Source organism: Mycobacterium sp. NGS41, from assembly GCF_059812725.1.
The window spans coordinates 307,308-331,961 of the sequence record NZ_JCALDF010000001.1; the positions used below are offsets into that span (position 1 = coordinate 307,308).

The 24,654-nt window shown below is 64.7% G+C and carries 18 protein-coding genes; 5 read left to right on the top strand and 13 right to left on the bottom strand.

The window, feature by feature from the left end; translation table 11 throughout:
- Positions 1-24: 24 nt before the first annotated feature.
- On the top strand, positions 25-597 hold the full coding sequence (abmR, locus tag AC5Y21_RS01400; RefSeq protein ID WP_499908634.1) for an ATP-binding transcription factor AbmR: 573 nt from the start codon (positions 25-27) through the stop codon (positions 595-597).
- An 11-nt stretch (positions 598-608) separates the two neighbouring features.
- Here the strand turns inward: abmR and AC5Y21_RS01405 are convergent, their stop codons facing one another.
- The 11 genes from AC5Y21_RS01405 to AC5Y21_RS01455 all read right to left on the bottom strand — a co-directional run bounded on the left by AC5Y21_RS01405 (position 609) and on the right by AC5Y21_RS01455 (position 17,363).
- Positions 609-2,561: a serine/threonine-protein kinase PknH/PknJ gene (locus AC5Y21_RS01405; RefSeq protein ID WP_499908636.1), complete on the bottom strand. Its 1,953-nt coding sequence runs from the start codon at positions 2,559-2,561 to the stop codon at positions 609-611.
- Between the two features lie 132 nt (positions 2,562-2,693).
- Positions 2,694-3,122 (bottom strand): DUF6636 domain-containing protein, encoded by a 429-nt coding sequence (locus AC5Y21_RS01410; RefSeq protein WP_499908638.1) that lies wholly within the window; start codon positions 3,120-3,122, stop codon positions 2,694-2,696.
- A gap of 14 nt (positions 3,123-3,136) precedes the next feature.
- The gene (locus tag AC5Y21_RS01415) at positions 3,137-5,809 is read right to left on the bottom strand and encodes an FHA domain-containing protein (RefSeq protein WP_499908640.1); all 2,673 of its coding nucleotides are present in this window, start codon (positions 5,807-5,809) and stop codon (positions 3,137-3,139) included.
- Between the two features lie 42 nt (positions 5,810-5,851).
- Positions 5,852-7,609: a serine/threonine-protein kinase gene (locus AC5Y21_RS01420; protein ID WP_499908642.1), complete on the bottom strand. Its 1,758-nt coding sequence runs from the start codon at positions 7,607-7,609 to the stop codon at positions 5,852-5,854.
- Between the two features lie 191 nt (positions 7,610-7,800).
- Positions 7,801-9,564 (bottom strand): serine/threonine-protein kinase, encoded by a 1,764-nt coding sequence (locus AC5Y21_RS01425; protein WP_499908644.1) that lies wholly within the window; start codon positions 9,562-9,564, stop codon positions 7,801-7,803.
- Positions 9,565-9,742: 178 nt separating this feature from the next.
- Positions 9,743-10,912 carry an ATPase/transcriptional regulator EmbR gene (gene embR / locus AC5Y21_RS01430; RefSeq protein ID WP_499908646.1) on the bottom strand — a complete coding sequence of 390 codons (1,170 nt, stop codon included), beginning with the start codon at positions 10,910-10,912 and terminating at the stop codon, positions 9,743-9,745.
- A gap of 419 nt (positions 10,913-11,331) precedes the next feature.
- A complete protein-coding gene (locus AC5Y21_RS01435; protein ID WP_499908648.1) occupies positions 11,332-12,039 on the bottom strand; it encodes a C39 family peptidase in 708 nt (235 codons plus the stop codon).
- Positions 12,040-12,331: 292 nt separating this feature from the next.
- A complete protein-coding gene (locus AC5Y21_RS01440) occupies positions 12,332-12,709 on the bottom strand; it encodes a DUF4189 domain-containing protein (protein WP_499908650.1) in 378 nt (125 codons plus the stop codon).
- 78 nt (positions 12,710-12,787) lie between these two features.
- Positions 12,788-13,522 carry an LppX_LprAFG lipoprotein gene (locus tag AC5Y21_RS01445; RefSeq protein ID WP_499908652.1) on the bottom strand — a complete coding sequence of 245 codons (735 nt, stop codon included), beginning with the start codon at positions 13,520-13,522 and terminating at the stop codon, positions 12,788-12,790.
- Between the two features lie 140 nt (positions 13,523-13,662).
- Positions 13,663-15,579 carry an ABC transporter ATP-binding protein gene (locus tag AC5Y21_RS01450; RefSeq protein ID WP_499908654.1) on the bottom strand — a complete coding sequence of 639 codons (1,917 nt, stop codon included), beginning with the start codon at positions 15,577-15,579 and terminating at the stop codon, positions 13,663-13,665.
- Positions 15,576-17,363, bottom strand: coding sequence for an ABC transporter ATP-binding protein (locus tag AC5Y21_RS01455; protein WP_499908656.1), 1,788 nt, complete (start codon positions 17,361-17,363; stop codon positions 15,576-15,578). Before AC5Y21_RS01455 ends, AC5Y21_RS01450 begins: the two co-directional genes overlap by 4 nt.
- Before the next feature lie 196 nt (positions 17,364-17,559).
- Here AC5Y21_RS01455 and AC5Y21_RS01460 point away from each other — a divergent pair, with 196 nt between their 5' ends.
- The gene (locus tag AC5Y21_RS01460) at positions 17,560-18,114 is read left to right on the top strand and encodes a DUF3558 domain-containing protein (protein WP_499908658.1); all 555 of its coding nucleotides are present in this window, start codon (positions 17,560-17,562) and stop codon (positions 18,112-18,114) included.
- Positions 18,114-18,686: a DUF3558 domain-containing protein gene (locus AC5Y21_RS01465; RefSeq protein WP_499908660.1), complete on the top strand. Its 573-nt coding sequence runs from the start codon at positions 18,114-18,116 to the stop codon at positions 18,684-18,686. Before AC5Y21_RS01460 ends, AC5Y21_RS01465 begins: the two co-directional genes overlap by 1 nt.
- Here the strand turns inward: AC5Y21_RS01465 and AC5Y21_RS01470 are convergent.
- The gene (locus AC5Y21_RS01470) at positions 18,683-19,189 is read right to left on the bottom strand and encodes a SixA phosphatase family protein (RefSeq protein WP_499908944.1); all 507 of its coding nucleotides are present in this window, start codon (positions 19,187-19,189) and stop codon (positions 18,683-18,685) included. The two genes, AC5Y21_RS01465 and AC5Y21_RS01470, sit on opposite strands and share 4 nt — an antisense overlap.
- A gap of 34 nt (positions 19,190-19,223) precedes the next feature.
- Positions 19,224-20,591, bottom strand: coding sequence for a 13E12 repeat family protein (locus AC5Y21_RS01475; protein ID WP_499908662.1), 1,368 nt, complete (start codon positions 20,589-20,591; stop codon positions 19,224-19,226).
- Positions 20,592-20,858: 267 nt separating this feature from the next.
- Here AC5Y21_RS01475 and AC5Y21_RS01480 point away from each other — a divergent pair, with 267 nt between their 5' ends.
- A complete protein-coding gene (locus AC5Y21_RS01480; protein ID WP_499908664.1) occupies positions 20,859-22,004 on the top strand; it encodes a metallophosphoesterase family protein in 1,146 nt (381 codons plus the stop codon).
- Positions 22,001-24,628 carry an AAA family ATPase gene (locus AC5Y21_RS01485; protein ID WP_499908666.1) on the top strand — a complete coding sequence of 876 codons (2,628 nt, stop codon included), beginning with the start codon at positions 22,001-22,003 and terminating at the stop codon, positions 24,626-24,628. The genes AC5Y21_RS01480 and AC5Y21_RS01485 overlap by 4 nt, the downstream gene beginning before the upstream one ends.
- Positions 24,629-24,654: the final 26 nt, after the last annotated feature.

Genomic DNA, 24,654 nt, shown 5'->3' on the forward strand with positions numbered 1-24,654 from the left:
CTGTAACGATGTAATCATGTAATCATGAAACACCACCACATGCACGGGCGTCGCTATGGCCGCCCCGGGGGTTGGCAGCAAGCCCAGCAACCCGATGCCAGCGGCGCTGCGGAATGGTTCGCGGGGCGCTTGCCCGACGACTGGTTCGACGGTGATCCGACGGTGATCGTCGACCGCGAGGAGATCACCGTCATCGGCAAACTGCCGGACGTCGAGACCTCCGGCCCTGACGAGAGCGGCGATCGCGCCGAAGGCCGGACCTCCCGATTCCGCGAAGCGACTCGCCCAGAGCGGATGAACATCGCCGACGAAGCCCAGAATCGCTACGGACGCAAGGTTTCCTGGGGCGTAGAAGTCAACGGCGAGCGAATCTTGTTCACTCACATCGCGGTACCGGTGATGACCCGCTTGAAGCAACCGGAACGTCAGGTGCTCGACACCCTCGTCGACGCCGGCGTCGCGCGGTCCCGAGCCGACGCACTGGCATGGTCGGTCAAACTGGTCGGCGAGCACACCGAGGAGTGGCTGGCCAAGCTACGCGACGCCATGTCGGCGGTCGACGATCTGCGTGCCGAGGGACCCGACCTGCAGGCCTGAGGCGCCGGGGATTACTGGTTGTTGATCTTGTCGATGATCTTGTCGGAGATCTGGCCGGCTTGATCGTTGAGCTTGTACGCGCAGGCGTTGACGTCGACGATCACGTTGTTGGCCACGCTCATCGAACGCTGGCACTGCCAGCCTTTGGCGGCTTCCTGCGTGTTCACCAGCGTGATCCTGGGCGACTGGCCCTGCACGTCGGAAACGGTCCACCGATACACCTTGTTTTTGGACGTGTTCGTGACGGTTATCGTCTTGCCGGCGCAGCCTTTCCATTTACCCTCAGAGGTCTCCAGGAAATCTTTGGCTTTGTCGGCCGTCGGGAAGGTCACCACGGCTTGGTGGGCCCAGTGGTCGAAGTTGTCCCCCGACTCAGAGGACACGTTCCCGTTCACCCCGGTGTAGCCAGTGCCCGAATACGTCGGGTCCTGGGCGGCGTAGAGCACCCCCAGGCAGGACGGGTCGGACAGCGTCAAGGTGGACTTCGACATCGTCGTAATGGCGTCGCCGGGGGTCATGTTTGTGGCGCCCATGATCGCGTTGATTTCCGAGCTACTCAGCAGCAGTGAACTCAGACGATCGGCCGCTATCGGCGGGGGCGGCGGCTTTGGTTTCGGCTTGAGCACCAGGTAGGCGCCCACCCCACCGACGATGAGAACGAGCACCACGGCGACCGCGGCGATGATGGGCCAGGGGTTGCTGCGTTTGGACGGTTGCGGGGCCTGGTTCCATGGGGCCGGGCCCCCAGGGTGTTGCTGCAGGGGTTGGCCCGGTGGCTGGCCGACCCAGTTGCCGCCGGATTGGTAGTACTGACCGCCGGGGGGCGGGTTGTTGGGCGTGGGCACCGGGCCACTGCTGGGGGCCCAACTTGGCTGGCCTGTCGGTGCCGGCCGCGGCGTGGGTCCGGAATTGCCCGGGCCGCCGTAAGCCGGTTGCTGATAGGGCGTGGGCGGCGGGCTGGTGAAGTTCTGGCGGTGCGCCGGAGTCGGAGGCCCCGGACGTGGCGGCGCGGCGGGCGGCGGAGTTGTTCCGGTGGCGGCAATCGTGGGTGGCGGGGCGACCTTGCCGCGCGTCAGTACGGTGGCTTCCTGGCTGCGGCGCACGATGTTGGCGGCGTGGTCTTGATCGGGATGGCTGAGCGCTTCGTGGGCGGCCAGCGCCAGATCACCCGCGCTGGCATAGCGTTCGTGGGGTTTTTTGGCCATGCCACGTGCGATCACCGCATCCAACGCCCGCGGGATCCCCGAGCGGCTGGCGCTGGGCTGCGGGATGGGATCCAGCATGTGGGCGGTGACCAACGTGCCCGCACTGTCGGACCGATACGGCGGGGCACCGGTCAGGCACTCATAGAGCACGCACGCCAGCGCATAGATGTCGGCGCGGTAGGTGACCTCGTCGTTGGAAAATCGTTCGGGCGCCATGTATTTCCAGGTGCCCACCGCCGTACCCAACTGGGTGAGCTTCTCGTCGGTGGTCGCACTGGCAATCCCGAAATCCACTAAATAGGCGAAGTCGTCGCGGGTGATCAGGATGTTGGGTGGCTTGACGTCGCGGTGCATCACCCCGGCCGCGTGCGCGGCATCCAACGCCGAGGCGATCTGGCTGATGATGGCCACCGCACGCGGCGGGGTCAGCGGTCCGAACCGCTTGAGCACGCTGTCCAGGTCGGTGCCCTCGATCAGGCGCATCTCCAAATAGAGCTGGCCCTCGATCTCCCCGTAGTCGTGAATGGGTACGACGTGCGGCTCTTGCAACCGGCCGGCGATGCGGGCTTCGCGTTTCATCCGCTCGCGAAACACCGGATCCTTGCTGAACTCGGCGGTCATCACCTTGACCGCGACGGTCCACTCCTTGACGGTGTGCTCGGCCTCATAGACCTCGCCCATCCCACCGCGACCCAGCAGCCGTTTGAACCGATAGGGCCCAAACATCGACCCCACCCGCGAGCCCTGCTCGTCGCTCATCGCTGCTCCTTCAAACCAACCGCGCAACCCCCGCCGACAATATCAACCACCCCAGTACCCGAGGCGCGATTCGCCGGGGTCAGGCTTCCGCATGAGCCTGTCCCAGTGTCCCTCCGTCGAGGGCCTACTGCATTAGTGCAACTCGTAGGAATCGCGCGACACCCGGAAGTAATGCCCGGTGCTGCGGTCGGTGCAAGTCATGCCGGCTGGCTCGCTGTCGCAGGTGAGGGGGTTCAGCGACCATGTGCTGCCGTAAGTGAGCGTCGGTAAATTGCTGCCGCGCAAAGTATCCGAGCTGCAGACGAATTGGGGTGCGGTGCCCTGTTGCAAATCGAAGCGATCACCCCATTCGCCCTCGCAGCGGTCCGGACGCGGCGGCGCCAACCAGGTGTGGTCGGGGATTTCACAGCTGGCAAAGGCTTTGTTGCCCAGCGAGCCCATCATGCAGGCGATGTTGTCCGACGGCGACTGGAACTGGTAATACGTGTCGGCTCGTGCCGAAGCAGGGTTCACCACCACCGCGAGCGCGTTGAGCACAAGAATCCCCAGGACCTTGCGCATCACTGGGCCGGCGTTCACTTGACCACGTTGCGGTGCGGGTCGAGTCGCTTGAGCCGGATGGCGAGCAGGAGCACCAGCACCAGCGCTTGCACAGCGCACGCCGTCACAGCGAGCAGCCAACTATTTTTCGAGTAGTTCCATAACGGATCGATTTCTTTACCCGCCTGCCGGAACAGGTCGTTGAGATCGCTCGTCGACGCGCCCATCGCGAACGCCCACCGGGACGGCGACAGCCACGCCAGTTGTTCCAACGGTATTCGGCCATTAACCCCGAATATCCCGCCACACAGCACGAGCTCGGCCATGACCACCAGCACCAACATCGGCATGCCGCGGTCGGCATTGCCGATCATCGCCGAAATCAGCAGTCCGACCAGCATCGAGACTACGGTGACGGCGACGATGGCCAGCGCCAATTCGAGTCTGGGCCAAGGAATTAGCACAAACTGGTCCGGCGGAGGTCGGAATGCTGTTCCGAGGAATCCCAGGATCAGCGCCTGGATTGTGGTCAGTGCGGTGAGAACCACCAACTTGGAAGCCAGGTAGGCGCCGCTGGACAGGCCGATGCCATGTTCGCGCTGATATATGGCCCGTTCCTTGACGATTTCGCGGACCGATGCGGCGCATCCCATCAGGCCGCCGCCGATGATCAGCAGCGTCAATATCTGACTGGGTTGGCTCGACTTCAGGGTCATGGCCGTGGGAACCGATAGCCCGGCCTTGCCCGGCGGTGCGTACGCGCACAGACTCAGCAGCACCGGCAGCAGCAGCAAGGTCACCGAATACTGGCGATCGGCGGCGATCACCGCCAGATACCGTCGGCACAGGGTGGCGAACTGGGCGAACGCGCTCTGCTGAGCGACCGGCTTGGAAGGACGCTCAGCGCTCGGGCGCTGCGGCCTAGGAAGCGGGTGTGGTCCGGAGAGGGCCTGCTTGAGGGCCGAGCTGTTGAACCGGTCGGTCCAGTCGGTGGAGGTGTCGTGTTCGAGAAGGTTGAACATGTCGGCGAAGTCAGCGCAGTCGAAGTAGCGCAGCGCCTGTTGCGGCGGCCCGAAGTAGGCCAGGCGACCGCCGGGCGCCAAGATGAGCAACCGGTCACACATGTTCAGCTGGGCGATGTTGTGAGTGACGACCACCACCGATCGTCCGTCGTTGGCCAGCCCGCGAAGAGTCTGCATGACTGACTTCTCGTACCCCGGGTCCAGGCCCGACGTGGGTTCGTCGAGGAACAACAGCGATGGCTTGGTCAGCAGCTCCAGCGCGACGCTGGTGCGCTTGCGCTGACCGCCGGACAGACTGTCGATGCGTTGGTTGGCGTGCGCCGTCAGCCCCAGCTCGGACAGCACCTCTTCGATGCGGTGCTCGCGTTCCGCGGCGGAGACGTCCTGCGGGAACCGCAGCCGGGCAGCGTAATTCAGCGCTCGCCGAACGGTCAGCGGTGTGTGCAGGATGTCGTCCTGCGGTACGAACCCGATGCGGTGCCTGAGCTCGGCGTAGTTCTGGTAGAGGTTGCGGTCGTCGTAGCGCACCTCGCCGGTGCTGGCCGGACGGAACCCGGTCAGCGCGCTCAGCAACGTCGATTTGCCGGCCCCGCTTGGTCCGACCACCGCCATGAAGCAGCGTTCTGGCAGGGCGAAGCTGACGTCGGCCAACAGCACTTTGCCCTTGCCGGTGACGACCCGCAGGTTTGACGCCTCGTAGGACACGTCCCCGGTGTCGACGTATTCCACGAGCCGGCCGCCCGCGAGGTGCAGCAGCTGGTGGCCGATACCGACGATGTCGTCGGGTCCGATGACCGCGCGCTCGATCCGGTTGCCGTTGACGTAGGTTCCGTTGGCGCTGTTGTTGTCGACAAGCTCCCACGTGTCGCCGGAGCGGCGCAATGCGGCGTGGCGCCGGGACACCAGCAAGTCGTCCAGGACCACGTTGTTTTCCGGGGCGCGGCCGATCGTGACGACCAACTGGTCGATGTGGTGCACCGCGGTCGGCGGGCGGGTGATGTTCGTATCGCCCCGAGATCGAGGCGGGACAGGGCTTTTCGGACTTTCTGCGGTTTCCGGCTTGTTGGGGGGGAGGTGTGGTGGTTTGGTGACGATAGTCGTGTCGGCCTCAGATCGTGGCGGGACTGGGCTTTTCGGGGCGGGAGGGACGTGTGGCGGTTTGGTGATGACGGTGTCGGCCGTAAGTCGTGACGAGACCGGGCTTTTCGGGGTCGGCGGGGTGTTCGGGGCGGACGGGGTTTCCGGCTTGGTGGTCGGAACGTGTGGTTTGGTGATGACGGCCGTATCGGCTGTAAGCCGTGATGGCACAGGGTTTTTCGGGATGCTCGGGGTTTCCGGCCTGGTGGGAGGGGGCGGTGTTGCGCTGATCGGATGGAGTTGCATCAACTCGCCGGAGGACGCCGAACCCAGCATCACGGTGATGGGTTGACCTATCGTTAACCTCTCCACCCGCTGCCCGTTCACGAACATGCCGTTTTTGCTGTGGTTGACCAAAACCCAACCGTCGGGCATCGGCAGCAGCACGGCGTGGTCTCGCGACACCCTGGGATTTTCCAGGCGGACGTCGGCTTCGTTTGCGCGACCAATGGTCCAGGCGCGTCCGGGTGTGGCCTTCCAGGTGCGTCCGCAGGCGTGCAGCTCCATGTGGCGCGGATTGGCGGTGACGATATCGGTCTTCTCGTCCATGCGTGGCCTCCGGTGCCTCTACCTGGCTTCTCGAGCGCAGACTCAGGAGTGAGAAGCCCACCACTTGTATAGCTGATCGAGGTCGGGTCCTTGGAGCTTTCCGCCGACCAGCGCAAAGACCATGGTCTGCTGGTTGCTCCACATCACCTGCGGCTCGTTGCCTTTGTAGTTGCCACAGGCGATCTGGCCGAGGATGGTGTTCGGATCGCGGTTGTGCCACCAGGTGCCCGGTGACGCCTTGTTGCCCGGGCAGCTCTGGATCGTGAACGTCTTGGAGAAGCTTGTGAAGGCGTCCTGCACCGATTGAACGCTCGGGAAAAGACCGTAGGCCCCGACTGTCGGTCCATCGGTGTCGCTGTTGGGACCGCACTTCACCGAGACCAGTGCTCCCGGCATCGGTTGGGCGTCGCGCGTACAGGTGCCGCTGGGATAACCCGCCGGCAAAGCGTTTAGCAGTCGCTGCAGATCCGCGGATGCGGTAGTGGTCGTTCGGGTGGTGGTGGGGATGGTCGTGGTCGTGGTCACCGTCGTGGACATCTGTGCGCTGTGGTGGTCGTCGGAGTCTTGCAATGACATCGCGATGACTATGGCGACTATCACCAGGACGACGACCAGGGCAGCAACCCCGCCGACGATGGGCCAGGGGTTGCGGCCGCGCCGCGGCGGAGTTTGATGCCACGGTGCAGGGCCGGCGAACTGTTGCGGAGCACTGGGCGGGGGCGCTTGTGGCGGACCGCCCCAGCCGCCGGCGGTCTGGTACTGGGGTACGGGCCGGCCCGACACCGATGCGGGGGCGTTGCTGGGTGCCCAAGAAGGCGGAGCGGTCGAGGAAGGCCGCGGCCCGGCGCTCGCAGGGGCGGCATAACCGGCCGACAGATGCTGGACGATCTGCTGCGCGGCCGCCTTGTGCGGCAGGGTGGCCTCGGTGCTGCGGCGCAGGATGTCGACGGCCTGGTCCTGATCGGGATCGGTGAGCGCTCGGTGGGCGGCCTTTGCCAGCTCGCCGGCCGTGGCATAGCGGTCGTCGGGCCGTTTGGCCATACCGCGTGCGATCACCGCGTCCAGAGACCGTGGGATACCAGCGCGCTTGATGCTGGGCTGCGGGATGGGTTCCATCATGTGCGCCGTCACCAGCACCCCGGCGCTGTCGGAGGCGTACGGCGGGATGCCCGTCAGGCACTCGTACAGCACGCAGGCCAGGGCGTAGATGTCGGCGCGGTGGTTGACTTCGCCGGTGGAAAAGCGTTCGGGCGCCATGTATTTCCAGGTGCCGACCGCGGTTCCGAGCTGGGTAAGTTTTTCGTCGGTGGTCGCGCTGGCGATCCCGAAGTCGACCAGGTAGGCGAAGTCGTCGCGGGTGACCAGGATGTTGGGTGGCTTGACGTCGCGGTGCATCACCCCGGCGGCGTGCGCGGCATCCAGCGCCGAGGCGATCTGGCTGATGATGGCCACCGCGCGCGGCGGCGTCAACGGGCCGGATCGCTTGAGCAGGGTCTCCAGGTCGGTGCCTTCGATCAGGCGCATCTCCAAATAGAGCTGGCCGTCGATTTCGCCGTAGTCGTGGATGGGCACGACGTGCGGTTCCTGCAGCCGGCCGGTGTGGCGGGCTTCGCGTTTCATCCTTTCCCGAAACACCGGGTCTTTGCTGACCGCTTCCGACATCAGCTTGAGCGCTACCGTCCACCCTTTGACGGTGTGTTCGGCTTCGTAGACCTCGCCCATTCCGCCGTGGCCCAGGGCGCGTTTCAGCTGGTAGGGCCCAAACATCGACCCCGCGCGCGAGCCCTGCCCGTCGCTCATCGGTGACCCCTCCAAACCAACCCCGCAACCCCGCCGACAATATCAACAGCGCCGGACAGACCCGTGAGCCGGAAAACCCGGGTCCCTTGATCACCACGCTAACGGGACAAAACTGCCATTGCGCGGGTCATCGCAGAACGCCCACGCGCGGCATCTACTTACGCGTATTTACGCGTCGCGGTTTGCGCAGGTCAGCCGTTCTTGCCCCACCACTTGTGCAGTTCGTCGATGTTAGCGGTTCCACCGAATACGTCGCTGAGCATCAACTTGCCCTCGTTGCTCCATATCACGTTCGGCTGGTTCTTGTAGGTTCCGCAGGCGACCATGCCCGCCGTTACCGTCGGGCTGTTCTTGTAGTGCCACCCATCCGGTGACGGCCCCTCGCCGGGACAGTTCGTCAGCTGTACGGCCGCGATGTCGTCGTTGAAGGCCTTCTTCAGCGCGTTGAGATTAGGGAACAGCCCATAGATGGCCTTGGTCGGGCCTCCCGTGCTGGTGTTTTGTCCGCACTTCATCATGGCCACCGAGCCCTGCCAGATGCTGTTGGCCGATGGGGTGGTCGTCGTGCAGGTACCCGCGGGGTAGCCCTTGGGCAGCAAGCCTTCCAGCTTGCTCGTCGGTTCGCTGGTCAGCGGGGTCGACGGATAGGTGCTCGAGCTGGTCGGGACGACCGAGGTGGTGCGATCCGCCTTCGGGTGGTCGCCCGATTTCCTGGTGGCCACGAAGATCCCCACGGCAGCAATAACCAGGACGAGCACCAGGGCCGCCACACCGGCGACGATGGGCCAGGGGTTACTGCGTTTGGCCGTTGGTGGGGCCGGGGACCAGGGGGTCGGTCCGCCGGGCTGTTGCGACGGGGGCACGTTCGGTGGCTGGCCGCCCCAGCTGCTGGAAGAGGGTTGGAAGTACTGCGGGTTGGGCACTGGTCCGGAGCTGGCGGGGCCGGGGTACGACGATTGCTGGGCGTGTGCCGGCGGCGGTGCGGTGAAGTTCTGGCCGGGTGTCGAGGGGGCGGCCACGCCAGTGCCGGCCAAGGTCGCCGGCGGGGTGACGTTGCCGCGCGTCAGTACGGTGGCTTCCCGGCTGCGGCGCACGATGTTGTCGGCGTGGTCTTGATCGGGATGGCTGAGCGCTTCGCGGGCGGCCTGTGCCAGATCACCCGCGCTGGCATAGCGTTCGTTGGGTTTTTTGGCCATGCCACGTGCGATCACCGCATCCAACGCTCGCGGGATACCCGAGCGGCTGGCGCTGGGCTGCGGGATGGGATCCATCAAGTGGGCGGTAACCAGCAGGCTGGCGCTGTCGGACCGATACGGTGGGGCACCGGTCAGGCACTCGTAGAGCACGCATGCCAGCGCATAGATGTCGGCGCGGTAAGTCACTTCGTCGTTGGAAAACCGTTCGGGCGCCATGTATTTCCAGGTGCCCACCGCCGTACCCAACTGGGTGAGTTTCTCGTCGGTGGTCGCACTGGCGATGCCGAAATCCACTAAATAGGCGAAGTCGTCGCGGGTGATCAGGATGTTGGGTGGTTTGACGTCGCGATGCATCACCCCGGCGGCATGCGCGGCATCCAACGCCGAGGCGATCTGGCTGATGATGGCCACCGCACGCGGCGGGGTCAGCGGGCCGAATCGTTTGAGCACGCTGTCGAGGTCGGTGCCCTCGATCAGGCGCATCTCCAAATAGAGCTGACCGTCGATTTCGCCGTAGTCGTGAATGGGTACGACGTGCGGCTCGCCCAGTCGCCCGGTGATGCGGGCTTCGCGTTTCATCCGCTCGCGAAACACCGGGTCCTTGCTGAACTCGGCGGTCATCACCTTGACCGCGACGGTCCACTCCTTGACGGTGTGCTCGGCCTCATAGACCTCGCCCATCCCACCGCGACCCAGCAGCCGTTTGAGCCGATAGGGCCCAAACATCGACCCCGCCCGCGAGCCCTGCTCGTCGCTCATCGCTGCTCCTTCGAACCAACCCCGCGATGCCGCCGACCATATCAACCGCGTCCGACTAAATCGCCGGCCACAAAATCGCCGACCCGGCAATCATGACCGTAAGCGGTTACCTGCCTGGCCGCATGACATCCGCAACATCTGACGGCGTCCGGTGGCGGCGCGTGCCGTCCAAGATGACTTAGTCGATCGCCGAAAAACCAACGGTCGGCGTTTGATTGTCCGCGGCGACCCGGAACGTGAATTCGTGGTCGCAGATACGGATGTGGTCTCCGTCGTTGAGTGTGGCGGTGGTGCGAATCCGCTGGTACTGCACATGCACTCCGTTGGATGACCGGAGGTCGTTGATGATGTAGTTGGTGCCGGTGTCGACGATAACCGCGTGGTGGCGGCTGACATTGGCGCTTTCCAGGACGATGTCGTTGTCATGCAGACGCCCGATTCGCGTCGCCGCCGATTTCAGCGGGTAGCGCTCACCCGACGCCGCGTATAGATAGGCGACTACTTTCTGGCCACTGACGCTGGTGCGCTGGTCGAGCACGGTGACCGTGCCTACCGCGGTGGTCTTGGCGTTCTTCTTGGCGTCCAGCGGTTCCTGTCGCAGGACCTTGTCGTTCAAATCGCGGAGAGTCTGACCCGGGTCGATGCCGAGGTCATCGGCCAGCATCGTTTTCACCCGGCGATAGGCGGCCAAGGCGTCGGACTGGCGGTCGGTGAGGTAATAGGCCGTGATCAGCTGGGCCCACAGCGGTTCGCGGTAAGGGTGCTCGTTGGTGAGAGCTTCGAGTTCGGTGATCACGGCGGAGGCACGTCCGCAAGCGATTTCAGCTTCTGCCTTTGCCGTGTGGGCGACGACCTTGTCCTCGACGAGGGCGGTGGCAAAGGTGTCGACGAACTGAAAATCGCGCAGATCCTCGAGCACCGGTCCACGCCATTCCGCCAACGCGGCAGACAGGTGCCTGCTGGCCTGCTCGAACCGACCGGACGCCGCGGCGTGTACGCCCGCGTTCTTCTCGGTGATGAACCGCCCCAGATCGCAAGTGTTTTCGGGAATGCTCAGCCGGTAGCCCGGCGGCGCTGCGGCGAGCACCCCTCGTGGGTCGACACCGACGCCGCTGAGCAGTTTGCGAAGGTTGGACACGTAGGAGTGAATGCTGGCCCTCGCCCCGGACGGAGGCCATCCCTCCCACACGGCCGTGATCAGCCGGTCCACCCCAACCGGGCTGTTGCGGTTCATCAGCAGCATGGCCAGCACCGCCCGCTGCTTGGGCGTGCCCAACGGCACCAGGGTGCCGTCGACACTCATCTCCAACGGTCCGAGCAGACCGAATTCGAGACGTATGTCCACCATCGCGCTTACCAGCCCTTCCGGGTGCTCTGCGACGTCACGTGCCAGCCTGCCAATAGTGTCGCATTACGTGGCGCCGTATCACGTGTCATTGTGATACGAAGTCCGCGAATTCGGAAACAATGGCGCACTCGGCATTTGCGTGTTCTCTCGGGTCCCCCCCGGATGTTGACGTGTCTGCATTTGTCCGCGCACTGGTGGTGCGATCGCCGGATGTCGGCTTGCCGCCAATGCTCTCGGCCGCCAGCGCCCGTCTAAGGAACGACTGAAATGCTTGTGTTTGCAATGCGATCATGACTTTATCGCACGAATTACCTTGGCGTACCTGATAACAGCGATCGGCGGGCAGCCGGCCCGGTGCGTGTGCATCGGGTGGCTGCCCGCCGTCGCGATTAACGGATTAGCCGAGATCAGCTCTCAAACTAGGTCGTCGTGATGACGAACTCGCCGCTGGTGTCCCACGCTTTCATGAACAACGCCAGGGGAACCTGCTCGTCCTTGCCCGTCTTGATGCCGCTGTCGTTGAGGTGCACGACGTTGTTGGCGGTGTCGATACCGGTCACCACCACTGCGTGGTCGGATCGCGGGTTGCCGCTGCGGTCCTTGTTCTTGATCGGCTCGTGCCAGATCATTTCGGCGTTGAGCGCGACGATCAGCTTGTGGCCGCTGCCCAGGAGCTGCTCGAGGCCCTCGATGCCCGCGGGTACGCCGGTCTTGGCAGAGCTCTCCTTGTCGCTGGCGACGGCCTTGACGCCGTACTGCTTCAACAGTTCCGGCAGATCCATCATCGAGGTGCCCGCGCCCGAAGTCGCGTCGCCTTTGGCGGGCTTGATGTAAATCGAGCCGGCGTGCACGGTGCTCGGGGTGGACTGGGCCACCTTGATGATGGCTCGCTCCGAGGGCTCCTTGTGGGTCACCTGTCCGACCACGTCGGCACTGGCCATGATGGCGCAGTCGTCGTAGTTCTGGTGGCGCCACCACTGGGCGGCGGCGGCCGGGTCGCCGTACATCGTGCCGCCGGCGGCTTCGGCTGTGCCGGTGGCCAGACCCAGCGAGAGGACAGTGGCAACCGCGGCGAACGTAGCGGTCTTGGCGAATCTGGAGATCTTGATGGTCTTCGGGGTTTTCATGGTGGGTCCTTTTCTCGTTCCGCTTCGGCGGAGTGGCTTGAGAAAAGGTTCGAGCGTTGACCTCTTCGTAATCTCTACGAATCCTTGAAGAGACCTCGCACCGCTATGAAGAGCTGCAAGATTTCGGTATACGCGCTGCTCAGAGCGCGTTCAGGGGGTCTTCGAAGACGCCCGCGGGTGGGCGCCGTCGGACCTGGCGAAGGTGTTCTGCGGGGCCACCGGACACGTTTTGGTCACGCGATTGGGCCGCCAATTCGTGTTGGCCGCCCTTAGAACAGCGTTAACAGATCTGTTAGTTGCAGCCCCAGGCGACGATCGACCCGGGCCCGCCGCCGAGGTTCTTCACGGCGTCAACCTCTGCGGCGGTCAGCGTGGGGCCGGTGCCGCCCGTGTACTTGACGGCGTTCTCAGCGACGGCGCCGCAGGCGCTGAAAGTAACCAACACGGTGCAGTCGGAGTAGCCGCAGGCACTTATCGCGGCGCTCTTCGCGGCGGCGACCGTCGAGGCGTGCAACGTTCTGCCGTACACCTTGTGAGCATCGGAGATGGCGATCGCCCCGACTTGGTCGTCGGCGCTTGCTGTCGGGATCAGTGCGGCGGACATCGCGGTCACCATTGCCATGCTGCCGACCACGACCGCAGCTCGTCGCTGAAAAGCGCGCATTTCCATGATGGTTCCTTTCCCGGACCGACGATCTGGTGGAGTTGAAAACGGTTTGGGATGCATGGTGGTCGTATCCGATATCGCCTATACCGGCGGTTTGGTGGCGGTGACCTGCTTGCCCCAATCGGACATGGTCAGCGTGATCGTGCTGTTCTCGACCGGAACGAACTGGAGCTTGACGAGGTGGTGGGATCCGTCGGACGCGATCCAGACGGTGGTGGGGTCCTGCGTTTCGGTCTCTGGGCCAATACGGCGTCCCGCCAGCGTGGCTACGTCGTTGGATGACGACGTGCCCGTGATCTTGGTGGTTGCGATGCCGTTCACCTGCTCGGTTCCGGCCACTTTCGGGTTTTTGAGGTTGGTCAGAATTCTGGCCAGACCCTTGTCGGGGTCAAGCAGCGTGCCCACGTCATAGATCGACACGCCGTCGCCGTAATCGACGTACTTGCCGTCTGTACCGCCCAGTTCGGCGTACAGGTGGCCGTCGACGAAGACGAACTTCGAGTCCTGCGGCTTCTGGCCCACGGTCAACGTCGCGTCGCCCGTGGCCGACTGCGGATTCTTGGACACGTCGCCGCTGAGCTTGGTCAGCGAGAGGTTGGGCACGTTGCCCTGCACCTCGACGTTCAGGTGCATTCCGGTGACCTGACGCATCGCGTCGGCGGCTTGCTTGACGACATTCGCCGCGTCGACATTCGGCGCGGGCGACGATCCGCCGCCGCCAGTGGACTTGTTTGAGGTTGAGCAGCCACTGATCGCGAATACCATGGCGAGAATTGCGGCCATGACGGCGACTACGGTCCGATGCGGAAACTTCATCGACATCTCCTTCGGTTGGCTCACTTCTGTTTGTCCGCAGAGAAATCCTGTGCAGCAAAGTTAACAGCCGAAGCAGAGCTTATACCGCAGACAAGTGGCCGGAATGCCTTTTTGTGAGGCTGGGTGCGGGCACGCCTCGATCACGCCTGGGTCATGTTGTAGTACTCACCGCGCGCAGCCATGAGTTCGGCGTGGCTGCCTTGTTCGACGATCTTTCCGGCTTCCATCACCAGAATGCGATCGGCGTCTCGGATCGTCGAAAGGCGGTGCGCGATAATGAAACTCGTCCGATCGTGGCGAAGTTCGCACATGGCGCGCTGAATCACGGCCTCGGTGCGCGTGTCGACCGAGCTGGTCGCCTCGTCCAGGATCAGCAGCTGCGGCTTGGAGAGAAATGCGCGTGCGATGGTGATGAGCTGTTTCTCGCCGGCGCTGATATTGGCGGCGTCGTCGCTGACCCGAGTCTGGTAGCCGGAAGGCAGCCTGCGTACAAACAGGTCGACATAGGCCGCTTCGGCGGCCTGCATCACCTCTTCTGCACTGGCCTCGGGCCGGCCGTAGGCAATGTTTTCGGCGATCGTCCCCTCGAACAGCCAGGTGTCCTGCAGCACCATGCCAATTCGCGATCTGAGCGTCTGCCTTTTCATGGTGGTGATGTCGGTCCCGTCGACGAGTATCCGGCCGGAATCCACGTCGTAGAACCGCATGAGCAGGTTCACCAGCGTGGTCTTGCCCGCTCCGGTCGGGCCGACGAGCGCAACTGTGCTGCCCGGCTCGGCCACCAGCGACAGGTCTTCGATCACCGGCGTGCCGGCACGGTATGCGAAGCTCACGTGTTCGAACTCGACGCGTCCGGTCGGTGCCTGGCCGTTGGGCGAGGCGGTCAGCGCAGCGACCTGAATGTCAGGGGTTTCTTCGGGTTCGTCGAGCAGGCCGAACACCCGCTCGGCGCTGGCCATCCCGGACTGCAGGGTGTTGTACATCCCGGCCACCTGGTTGACCGGCGTATTGAACTGCCGGACATATTGAATGAACGCCTGAATGCTGCCGAGCGTGATCTGTCCGGCGGCTATCTGCAGTCCACCCACCACGGCCACCGCGACGTAGCCGAGGTTGCCAATGAACGTCGTCGCCGGTGACACCAGACCGGAGACGAACTGGGCGCCGAAGCTGGCTTGATAGACGTCGTCGTTCAACTCGCGGAATTGTGCCTGCGCCGCCGCCTGGTGGCCGAACGTCTTGACCAAGGTGAACCCGCTGTAGGTCTCCTCGATATGGGCGTTGAGCCGTCCGGTCCTGGTCCACTGGGCCACGAACAAGCGCTTGGAGCGACGCGCGATGGCCCGCGTGGCCAGCAGCGACAGCGGCACGGTCAGCAGCGTGATCAACGTCAGCGACGGCGAGATCGACACCATCATCGCCAGCACCGCCACCACGGTGAGTACCAGGGTCAGCAACTGGCTGATCGTCATCGACAGCGACGTCTGCAGATTGTCGACGTCGTTGGTGACCCGGCTCAGCAGCTCTCCGCGCTGCCGTCCATCGAAGTAGGCCAGCGGCAGCCGGTGCACCTTGTCCTCGATGTCGGAGCGCAGCCCAGCCATGGTTCGTTGCAGCGTCACGTTCAGCAGCCGAGCCTGGGCCCAAAGCATCAGCGCGGCAAGCAGATACAGTGTCAACGCCAGGCCCAGCGTGCGGCCCACCGCATCGAAGTCCACACCTCGGCCAGGCACCACATTCATGCCGGACAGTAGGTCGGCGAATGCGGTGTCACCGCGCTGCCGGGCGGCAGCGACGGCCTGCGCCTTGGTGATACCGGCGGGCAGCCCGCGTCCGACCACGCCGTTGAACAGCAGATCGGTCGCATGACCCAGGATCCGCGGAACTACCACGCCAATCGCGGTTCCGGTGATACCCAACATGATCACCGCGGCGACCAGGCGGCGCTGTGGTGCCAGCCGTTTGACCAGGCGGATCAACGATTCCGTGAAGTTGCGCGAGCGTCCGGCGGGCGCCGGTGTCGCGCGACTCTGCGGTGTGGCGGCCGGGGCGCTCATCGTTGGCCCCGGTGGTGCTGTTCGGAAACCCCGGAAAGCAGCGACTGTGAGTCCGCGAACTCGGTATAGGTGGGACAGTCCACCAACAGCGACTCGTGCGTGCCCGCGCCGACCAGCTTCCCGTCGTCGACGACGATCACCTGGTCGGCCGCGGACGCTGTCGAAATTCGCTGTGTGACAACGATAGTCGTGGCATCCCCGGAAATCTCCCGTAACGACGCGCGCACCCGTGCCTCGGTGTGCACGTCCAGTGCCGAGAACGCGTCGTCGAACAGGTAGATGGCGGGGCGGCGGATCACGGCCCGGGCGATCGCCAGGCGCTGCCGCTGGCCGCCGGAGAAGTTGATGCCGCCTTGTGCGACGCGCATCTGCAACCCGTCTCCGGCCAGGTTCTGCGCTCGGACGAACTCGTCGGCCGCGGCCACCCGCAATGCTTCCCACATCTCGTCCTCGGTCACTACCTGGCTGGGGGCCGCGCCATAGCGCAGATTGTCGGCGAGGCTGCCGGAGAACAAGTAACCGCGCTGAGGCACCAAGCCGATGCCCGACCACAGCTGCCCGATGTCGTAGTCGCGCACATCGACCCCGTCGACCAGGACGGCGCCGCCGGTGACGTCGTAGAACCGGCAGATCAGCGATATCAGCGTCGACTTGCCCGAGCCGGTGCTGCCCACGATTGCGGTGGTGGTTCCCGGCAGCGCGGTCAGTGAGACGTCCTGCAGTACCGGGCGGTCGGCTCCCGGATAGCGGAAGGTCGCGGCATCCAGCCGCACCGTGCCCCTCACACCAAGCGCGCTCACGCGAGGGGACTTGGGGTGCTGTGGGTTGTTGACGGCAGTGCGGGTGGAAAGCACCTCGGTGATCCGCTGGGCGCACACGGTCGCCCGCGGCAGCACCGCCACTGTCATCGTGGCCATCAGGACTGCCATCAAGATTTGGGTGAAGTAAGCCAGAAAGGCGAGCAGCGAACCGACCTGCATCTGGCCGTTGTTGATTCGCAGCCCGCCGAACCAGATTAAAGCGACGCTGGACACGTTGATGGTCAGGGTGGTGACCGGCAACGTCAGCGCCTGCCAGTTGCCCGCGCTCACTGCGGTGTCCGACAGCGAGAGGTTGGCCCGCGCGAACCTGTCCCGCTCGAAGCCTTCGCGGGCAAAGGCGCGGACCACCCGAATGCCGGAAAGCTGGTCGCGCAGAACCCGATTGATGCCGTCGATCAGGCTTTGCATGGCGCGGAACATCGGCAGCATGCGCGAGATGATCAAGTAGTTGGCCCCAGCCAATATGGGCACGCTGACCAGCAACAGCCACGACAACCCGGCGTTCTGATGGATGGCCATGGCGATTCCACCGATTGACATGATCGGTGCGGTGATCAGCACCGAGCAGGTGATCTGCACCAGAAATTGGATCTGCCTGACGTCGTTGGTGGTGCGGGTCAGCAACGACGGTGCACCGAATCGCGCCGTCTCGTGTTCGGAGAAGGTGGTGACGTGGTGGAACATTGCGGAGCGCAGGTCGCGGCCAAAGCCCATGCCGGTCCGCGAGCCAAAGTAGATCGCCCCGACCGAGCAGAGCACCTGCACGCCGGTGACGCCGAGCATCAGCACGCCAAGCCTGACGATGGTGGCGGTGTCGCCCTTGGCGACGCCGTCGTCGATGATCGCGGCATTGACCGTTGGAAGGTACAACGACGCCAGGGTGCTGATCAGCTGCAGCGCCATGAGCGCCGCGACGAGCCGGCGGTACGGCCGAATGTACTGGCGCAGCAGTGCCAGGAGCATTTGGTAACTGTCGCACACTCCGACGGGTTCGAGGCCCGCACCGCCGGATGGTTACCTGTCCGCGCCGCACCGGCGATGGAGAGCGAAATGCCTGATCAGGTAGCGTGTCGGTGGTTGACCCCTTGGGCTGACGCTACAGTGCATCGTGTGACCAGCAGCAGCTCTGGCAGCAGATCCACCAGCAGAAGAGGTAGCGGTGCGGCGTAACGTGACGGCACTGGCGGCGACGGCATCGGCCTTGGCGATCTTGATCCCGACGATCGCCGGGTGCTCCGGCTCCGACAACAAACCGGGAGCGTCGACGCCGTCGGGACCAGGCAGCAGTGAGGGCAAGCATGGCCCGTTTTTCCCGCAATGCGGCGGGATCAGTGATCAGACGGTGGCTGAGCAGACCCGGGTGACTGGGCTGGTCAACACTGCCCGAAATTCGGTGGGCTGCCAATGGCTGGCGGGCGGCGGCATCAGCGGTCCGCATTTCTCTTTTTCCTGGTACCGGGGTAGCCCGATCGGGCGCGAACGCAAAACCGAGGAGCTGTCGCGGGCCAGCGTCGAAGACATCAATATCAACGGTCACGGCGGCTTCATCGCGGTCGGCAACGAGCCGAACCTGGGCGACTCGCTCTGCGAAGTCGGAATCCAGTTCCAGGACGATTTCATCGAATGGTCGATCAGCTTCAGTCAGAAGCCGTTCCCACCGCCCTGCGATATAGCCAAAGAACTGGCCCGTCAGTCGATTGCGAACTCGAAATGATGGGCTGGGTGCGATACGGCGGGCGCGGCAGAAGAGGCTTCGTTGCCTGTGTAGCGGTGCTGATTGCGGCACTGATGGTGCTGACAGGGTGTGCGCGGTCGATATCGGGCACGCCCGTCAAAGCCGGTGGGGCGGGTACCCCGCGCAACAACAAATCCGAACAGCAGTATCCCAACCTGCTCAAAGAGTGTGAGGTGTTGACCTCCGACATCCTGGCCAAGACCGTGGGCGCCGACCCGCTCGATATTCAGAGCACGTTCGTCGGAGCAATCTGCCGCTGGCAGGCGGCCAACCCGGCCGGTTATATCGACATCACCCGGTTCTGGTTCGAGCAGGGCAGCTTGAACAACGAGCGCAAAACCGCTGAAGGCTTGAAGTACAAGATCGAGACGCGAACGATTCAGGGCGTGAATTCGATTGTCATGCGACCCGACGACGCGAACGGCGCGTGCGGCGTGGCCAGCGATGCGGGCGGCGTCGTCGGCTGGTGGGTCAACCCCCAGGCCCCCGGTATCGATGCGTGTGGGCAGGCAATCAAGCTCATGGAACTGACGCTGGCAACCAACTCCTAGCGGGGCACGTGGAAGCCGACGAGAGCGGCGCCGCCGGGACCGAGTTGGTCCCAGCCATCGGCCACCTGTAGCACGGCGAACGCTGAGGTCGGGAATTTCGCCGAAATACGTTGCACCGCGTCGAAGTCGGTGCCATTAGCGCCCGCCAGGATGATCGCGGCCGCGGAGGTTGTCGGCTCGTGTCCGACAATCAGCAGGGTGTTGACATCGTCCGTGACCTGGTTGATCTCCTCGATCACCGTGCCGGGGGCGGCACCGTAGAGCCGTTCGACGTAGCGTACCGACGCGTCAATACCGGTGGCGGCCAACGTCTCCCGGGCACGGGTCGCGGTCGAACACAGCACTCTGTCGAACGCCGTCAGATTGGTGCGCAGCCAGTCACCGGCCAGCCCGGCCTCTCGAATGCCTCGCGATGCCAATGGCCGGTCATGGTCGGCGACGCCATCGGGGTATGCCGACTTCGCGTGGCGCATCAGCACGAGAGTGCGGTGCTGCTCTTTCATCGGACTCACGTTAGTGAGTGTGGCGTCCGGACCGCTACGGGCCCTCGTCATCGTCTTGTTCGCGGAGCAGTTTCTCAGGGTGGTGGTAAGCGTTGGTTCGTGGTTGTCCGTGATCGAGGTGTGCGGGTGGAACCCATTCGGTATCACCGTTTTTGCGTTTGTGAGTGCTCCAGCCGTCGGGTTCGACGAGTGGATGGTCTGCTCCGCAAGCGAAGGTAAGTGCATTGACATCGGTGTGATGCGTCTTAGCCCATTCCTCGGTGTGGTGGACTTCGCATTTATAACCCGATACAGTGCAGTTCGGCCGGGTGCAGCCACGATCCTTGGCGTAGAGGACAATTCGTTGGGCCGGTGAAGCTAAACGCCTTGTATGATACAGCGCCAGCGCCTTGCCTTGGTCGAAGATTGCCAGGTAATGGTGGGCATGACGGGCCAGGCGGATCACATCGCTCATCGGTAGCAGGGTGCCCCCGCCGGTCAGTCCGGTACCCGCGGCGGCTTCCAAATCTCTGAGACGTGCCGTCACGATGATGGAGGCCGGTAAGCCGTTGTGCTGGCCCAGTTCTCCGCTGGCCAACAACGCGCGCAGCCCGGCGTTGAGCGCATCGTGGTTGCGTTGGTTTTGCGAGCGCATATCGCGACGAGCATGGTCGTCGGGTGCGTGGCCGTCAACGACCGTTGTCCCATCATCGGGGTTGCACATCCCCGGGGCTGCCAACTTGGCCCAGACGGCTTCCATCGTGGCCCGAGCCTCCGGCGTCAGGTAGCCGGTCAGTCGCGACATCCCGTCGGGGCCCTGCGTACCCAGGCTCAGCCCGCGCCGGCGGGCGCGGTCGGCGTCTGTGAAGTCGCCGTCCGGGTGCAGGCAGTCCATGATGTGGTCGGCCAGTTGGGACAAATCTTCGGGCGTGAAGTGGGCGGCCTTTTCCGCCAGGTTGGCGTGGGCGTGTTCGCGGGTGGCCAGATCGACAAAGCCGGGCAGCCGGTGCAAGAACCCGCGGATGATTTTGATGTGTTCGGCCCCGATGCGTCCCTCGCGTTGCGCTTGGGCGGTGGCAGTCAGCAGGGGCGGCAACGGTTGGCCCGTCAACGCCTGCCGCGGCCCAAGGTCGGCGGCCTCGGCCACCCGCCGGCGGGCTTCGCTGCGGCTGATCCGTAGCCGAGCGGCCAAAACCGTCGGCAGGCGCCCGCCCAAACTTTTCTCATCGGCCTGCTCGGCGACCTGATTGATCAACGCATGTCCGGCCACCGGCGCTCGACGCGCATCTCGTTCGAGCTGCTCCAAGTAGGCCAGCCGTTCGGGGGTGGTCAGGGCACCAAAGTTCAACTCGGATACCCGCGACCGCGCGGCGTGTAGCGCCTCGAACGCCTCAGCGATCTCCTCGCGGCTATCCGAACACATGTTCGAAATACTATGCCGACTGCATTGGGGTCGGCCAGCCGAAAAGCCGCCCCTGTGGATAAACCGCCGACTGTGCACAAATGTGACCAGGGCTATCCCCGACCCGCCCAGCAACGCACTGAAATTGGAGGCACACAACTGATTTGGGTACGTCGTTGGGCCGTTTTTCACGCTCGCACCTAACCTGCCGAGCGAGGTCCCGCGTCTTGTCGGTGCGCCGACCTACACTCGCGGTGCCTCGATAGTCACGTATTCAGGAGGGACCGGATGCGATTCCTGCACACTGCCGACTGGCAGCTGGGCATGACCCGGCACTTCCTTGCCGGTGATGCCCAGCCACGGTATTCCGCGGCCCGACGCGATGCGGTGGCCGGGTTGCGCGCGCTGGCGGCTGAGGTGGACGCAGAGTTCGTCGTGGTGGCCGGTGACGTCTTCGAACACAATCAGCTCGCCCCGGAAGTCATCGGCCAGTCACTGGAGGCCATGCGCGCCATCGGGATTCCCGTGTATCTGCTCCCGGGCAACCACGATCCGCTGGACGCCACATCGGTGTACACCGGCAAACTTTTCACCGCGGAATGCCCCGACAACGTCGTGGTGCTGAATCAAAGCGGCATCCATCAGGTGCGGCCCGGGCTGGAGATCGTCGCGGCGCCGTGGCGGTCCAAGGTTCCGACCACCGACCTGGTGGCCGAGGTCCTCGAGGGACTGCCGGCGGATTCGGTCACCCGTGTGCTGGTGGCGCACGGTGGCGTCGACCTGCTCGACCCTGATCGGGACAAGCCGTCGGTGATCCGGCTGGCTGCGGTCGACGCCGCGCTGGCCCGCGGGGCGATTCACTATGTGGCCCTTGGTGATAAGCATTCGGTCACCAAGGTTGCCGAGAGAGTGTGGTACTCCGGCTCACCGGAGGTCACCAATTTCGACGACATCGAATCCGACCCCGGTCATGTGCTGATCGTCGATATCGACGAAACCGACCCGGGGCGCGCCGCCACGGTGACAACCCGGCATATCGGCCGGTGGCGGTTTATCACCTTGCGCCGTCAGGTGGACTCCAACCGTGACATCGCCGATTTGGACGTGAATTTGGACCAGTTGACCGATAAGGACCGCACCGTAGTTCGACTGGCATTGACCGGTTCGTTGACGGTCACCGACCGTGCCGCTCTGGACGCTTGCCTGGACAAGTACGCGCGACTGTTCGCCTGGCTGGGTCTTTGGGAGCGCCACACCGACCTGGCGGTGATACCCGCTGACGGTGAGTTCACCGACCTCGGCATCGGCGGGTTTGCCGCCGCGGCTGTCGAAGAACTGGTTGCGACGGCCCGGGCGGACGACGCGGAGTCCGCCGCCGACGCCCAGGCGGCTCTGGCGTTGTTGCTGCGGCTCGCAGATCGGGGTGCGGCGTGAAACTGCACCGGCTCATCCTGACGAACTATCGGGGCATCACCCACCGCGAGATCGAGTTCCCCGACCACGGTGTGGTAGTGGTGTGCGGCGCCAACGAGGTCGGTAAGTCATCGATGATCGAGGCGTTGGACCTGCTACTGGAATCCAAAGACCGTTCGACGAAAAAGGAAGTCAAACAGGTCAAACCGACTCACACCGACGTCGGCTCCGAGGTTGCCGCCGAGATCAGCAGCGGCCCTTACCGTTTCATCTATCGCAAGCGCTTCCACAAGAAGTGCGAGACCGAGCTGACGATCCTGGCACCGCGCCGCGAACAGCTGACCGGCGACGAAGCCCACGATCGGGTCCGCGCGATGCTTGCCGAGACGGTGGACAACGATCTGTGGCACGCCCAGCGGGTCCTGCAAACCGGGTCGACGGCGGCGGTGAACCTGTCGGGCTGTGATGCGCTTTCGCGTGCGCTCGATGTCGCCGCGGCGCAATCCGACACCGATGCAGCGTTGTCGGGCAGTGAACCGTTACTCATCGAACGAATCGACAGCGAGTATGCGCGCTACTTCACCCCGACCGGACGTCCGACCGGGGAGTGGGCCGCCGCCATTGCGCGGCTGTCCGACGCCGACGCCGCGGTGGTGGAGTGCACGGCGGCCGTCGCGGAGGTCGATGAGCGGATGCGTCGCCACTCGGTTCTCACCGAGCAGGTCGCGGAGCTTGCCCAGCAGCGGCTCGCTACCGGTCCACGGCTCACAGCCGCTGCGGCTGCCGCAGACAAGATCGCCGCACTCACCGGCCAGGCGCGTGAAGCCGAACTCGTCGCGGCCGCCGCGGCAGCGAACAGCGCGGCGTCGACGGCCGCCCACAGCGGGCGGCTTCGTCTGCTGACTGAAATCGACACTCGCGCAACAAATCTCACTGAGGCGCAGGGTGAAGCGCAAGTAGCCGTAGATGCGCTGGCGACGGCTCGTGCCGATGCCGAAGCCGCGGATGCGGCCGTGGAGGTGGCCAACCTGGCGCTGACGGCCGCTCAGGAACGCGTCCAATCGGCCCGGTGTGCCGTCGACCAGCTCGCTGCCAGAGAGGAGGCGGACCGCCTGAGCGCCCGACTGGCCAAGATCGACGAATTCCAGCGCGACCGCGGCCGGCTCGGCGAGGAGCTGTCGCGGGTCGGCATGACGGAGGAGCTGCTGCGGCGAATCGAGAACGCCGCGACCGCAGTCGATCAAATCGGCGGCCAGCTGGCGATGATCTCAGCCACGGTGCAATTCACCGCTGCCGCTGACCTTGAGCTGGTGACCGGCGAACAACGGGTGTCGTTGTCGGTGGGTGAGAGTTGGTCGATCACTGCGACCGAACCGACCGAGATCGAGCTTCCCGGTGTACTGACCGCGCGCGTCACACCCGGGGCTACCGCACTGGACATTCAAGCCAGATACGCTGCAGCACAACGGGAGTTGGCGGACGCGCTAGCTGCCGCCGATGTCACCGACCTGCACGCGGCGCGGGCCGCCGACCAGCACCGCCGCGAACTGCGCAGCAGCCGTGACCGATTGACCGCCATCTTGACCGGACTGTGCGCCGATGACCAGATAGACCAACTCCGCTCGCGTCTGGCCCAGTTACGTGCCGAACAAACCGCCGGCGTTGACTCAGCGGTGGAGGCCGAAGCGGCACGTACCGAGCTCGACGCGGCCGAGGCAGCTCACAAGGCCGCGGAAGCCGACTGCGAGACCAAACGTCGCGCCGCGGCTGCCGCCGGCTGCCGGATTGCCGAGACATCGACGCGCGCAACGGCCTTACAGGAGAAAGTGGCGACTCAACGCGCCGAGCTGGATGCCGTCACCGAGCGGTTGGCACAGGAACGGGCGTCGGTCAGTGACGAAGACCTGGCGTCGGCGGCAGACGCCGCGATGGGGGCGGCGCAAGCCTCGGAGGTGCGGGTCGCCGAGCTGGTCGCGGAGCTGACCGCGGCCGAACCAGATGCGGTGGCCGCCGAATTGGCCGACGCCGCCGCGGCGGCCGAGTCGCTACACGATCGCTACGAGGCGGCCAACCGTGCGCTGCGCGAAGTCAGCATCGAACTCTCGGTGTTCGGCGGCGAGGGTCGCCAAGGCAAACTCGACACCGCCGCGACCGAGCGTGAGCACGCGCTCAGCCAGCATGTCCGGATTGGCGGCAGGGCCCGCGCCGCGCAGCTGTTGCGGTCGGTGATGGCCCGCCACCGCGACACCACCCGGCTGCGCTATGTGCAGCCATATCGCGATGAACTGCAACGGCTCGGTCGTCGGGTGTTCGGATCCTCATTCGAGGTCGACATCGACAGCGACCTGTGCATCCGCAGCCGTACCTTGGACGGCCGCACGGTGCCCTTCGAATCGTTGTCGGGTGGCGCGAAAGAGCAGCTCGGCATCCTGGCCCGGCTGGCCGGATCGGCACTGGTCGCCAAGGAGGACAGCGTTCCGGTGGTGATCGACGACGCGCTGGGATTCACCGATCCGGATCGGCTGGTCAAGATGGGGAAGGTGTTCGATACCGTGGCCACCCACGGACAGGTGATCGTATTGACGTGTAGTCCCGACCGCTACGAGGGCGTCGAGGGGGCGCACCGCATCGATCTCGACGTTTAGTGGTCCGCTGCTGAGCCGCACGTCAT

Coding starts and splice junctions, on each gene's coding strand:
- abmR (WP_499908634.1), top strand. CDS start 25: ATGAAACACCACCACATGCACGGGCGTCGCTATGGCCGCCCCGGGGGT.
- AC5Y21_RS01405 (WP_499908636.1), bottom strand. CDS start 2,561: ATGAGCGACGAGCAGGGCTCGCGGGTGGGGTCGATGTTTGGGCCCTAT.
- AC5Y21_RS01410 (WP_499908638.1), bottom strand. CDS start 3,122: ATGCGCAAGGTCCTGGGGATTCTTGTGCTCAACGCGCTCGCGGTGGTG.
- AC5Y21_RS01415 (WP_499908640.1), bottom strand. CDS start 5,809: ATGGACGAGAAGACCGATATCGTCACCGCCAATCCGCGCCACATGGAG.
- AC5Y21_RS01420 (WP_499908642.1), bottom strand. CDS start 7,609: ATGAGCGACGGGCAGGGCTCGCGCGCGGGGTCGATGTTTGGGCCCTAC.
- AC5Y21_RS01425 (WP_499908644.1), bottom strand. CDS start 9,564: ATGAGCGACGAGCAGGGCTCGCGGGCGGGGTCGATGTTTGGGCCCTAT.
- embR (WP_499908646.1), bottom strand. CDS start 10,912: ATGGTGGACATACGTCTCGAATTCGGTCTGCTCGGACCGTTGGAGATG.
- AC5Y21_RS01435 (WP_499908648.1), bottom strand. CDS start 12,039: ATGAAAACCCCGAAGACCATCAAGATCTCCAGATTCGCCAAGACCGCT.
- AC5Y21_RS01440 (WP_499908650.1), bottom strand. CDS start 12,709: ATGGAAATGCGCGCTTTTCAGCGACGAGCTGCGGTCGTGGTCGGCAGC.
- AC5Y21_RS01445 (WP_499908652.1), bottom strand. CDS start 13,522: ATGAAGTTTCCGCATCGGACCGTAGTCGCCGTCATGGCCGCAATTCTC.
- AC5Y21_RS01450 (WP_499908654.1), bottom strand. CDS start 15,579: ATGAGCGCCCCGGCCGCCACACCGCAGAGTCGCGCGACACCGGCGCCC.
- AC5Y21_RS01455 (WP_499908656.1), bottom strand. CDS start 17,363: ATGCTCCTGGCACTGCTGCGCCAGTACATTCGGCCGTACCGCCGGCTC.
- AC5Y21_RS01465 (WP_499908660.1), top strand. CDS start 18,114: ATGGGCTGGGTGCGATACGGCGGGCGCGGCAGAAGAGGCTTCGTTGCC.
- AC5Y21_RS01470 (WP_499908944.1), bottom strand. CDS start 19,189: ATGAAAGAGCAGCACCGCACTCTCGTGCTGATGCGCCACGCGAAGTCG.
- AC5Y21_RS01475 (WP_499908662.1), bottom strand. CDS start 20,591: ATGTGTTCGGATAGCCGCGAGGAGATCGCTGAGGCGTTCGAGGCGCTA.
- AC5Y21_RS01480 (WP_499908664.1), top strand. CDS start 20,859: ATGCGATTCCTGCACACTGCCGACTGGCAGCTGGGCATGACCCGGCAC.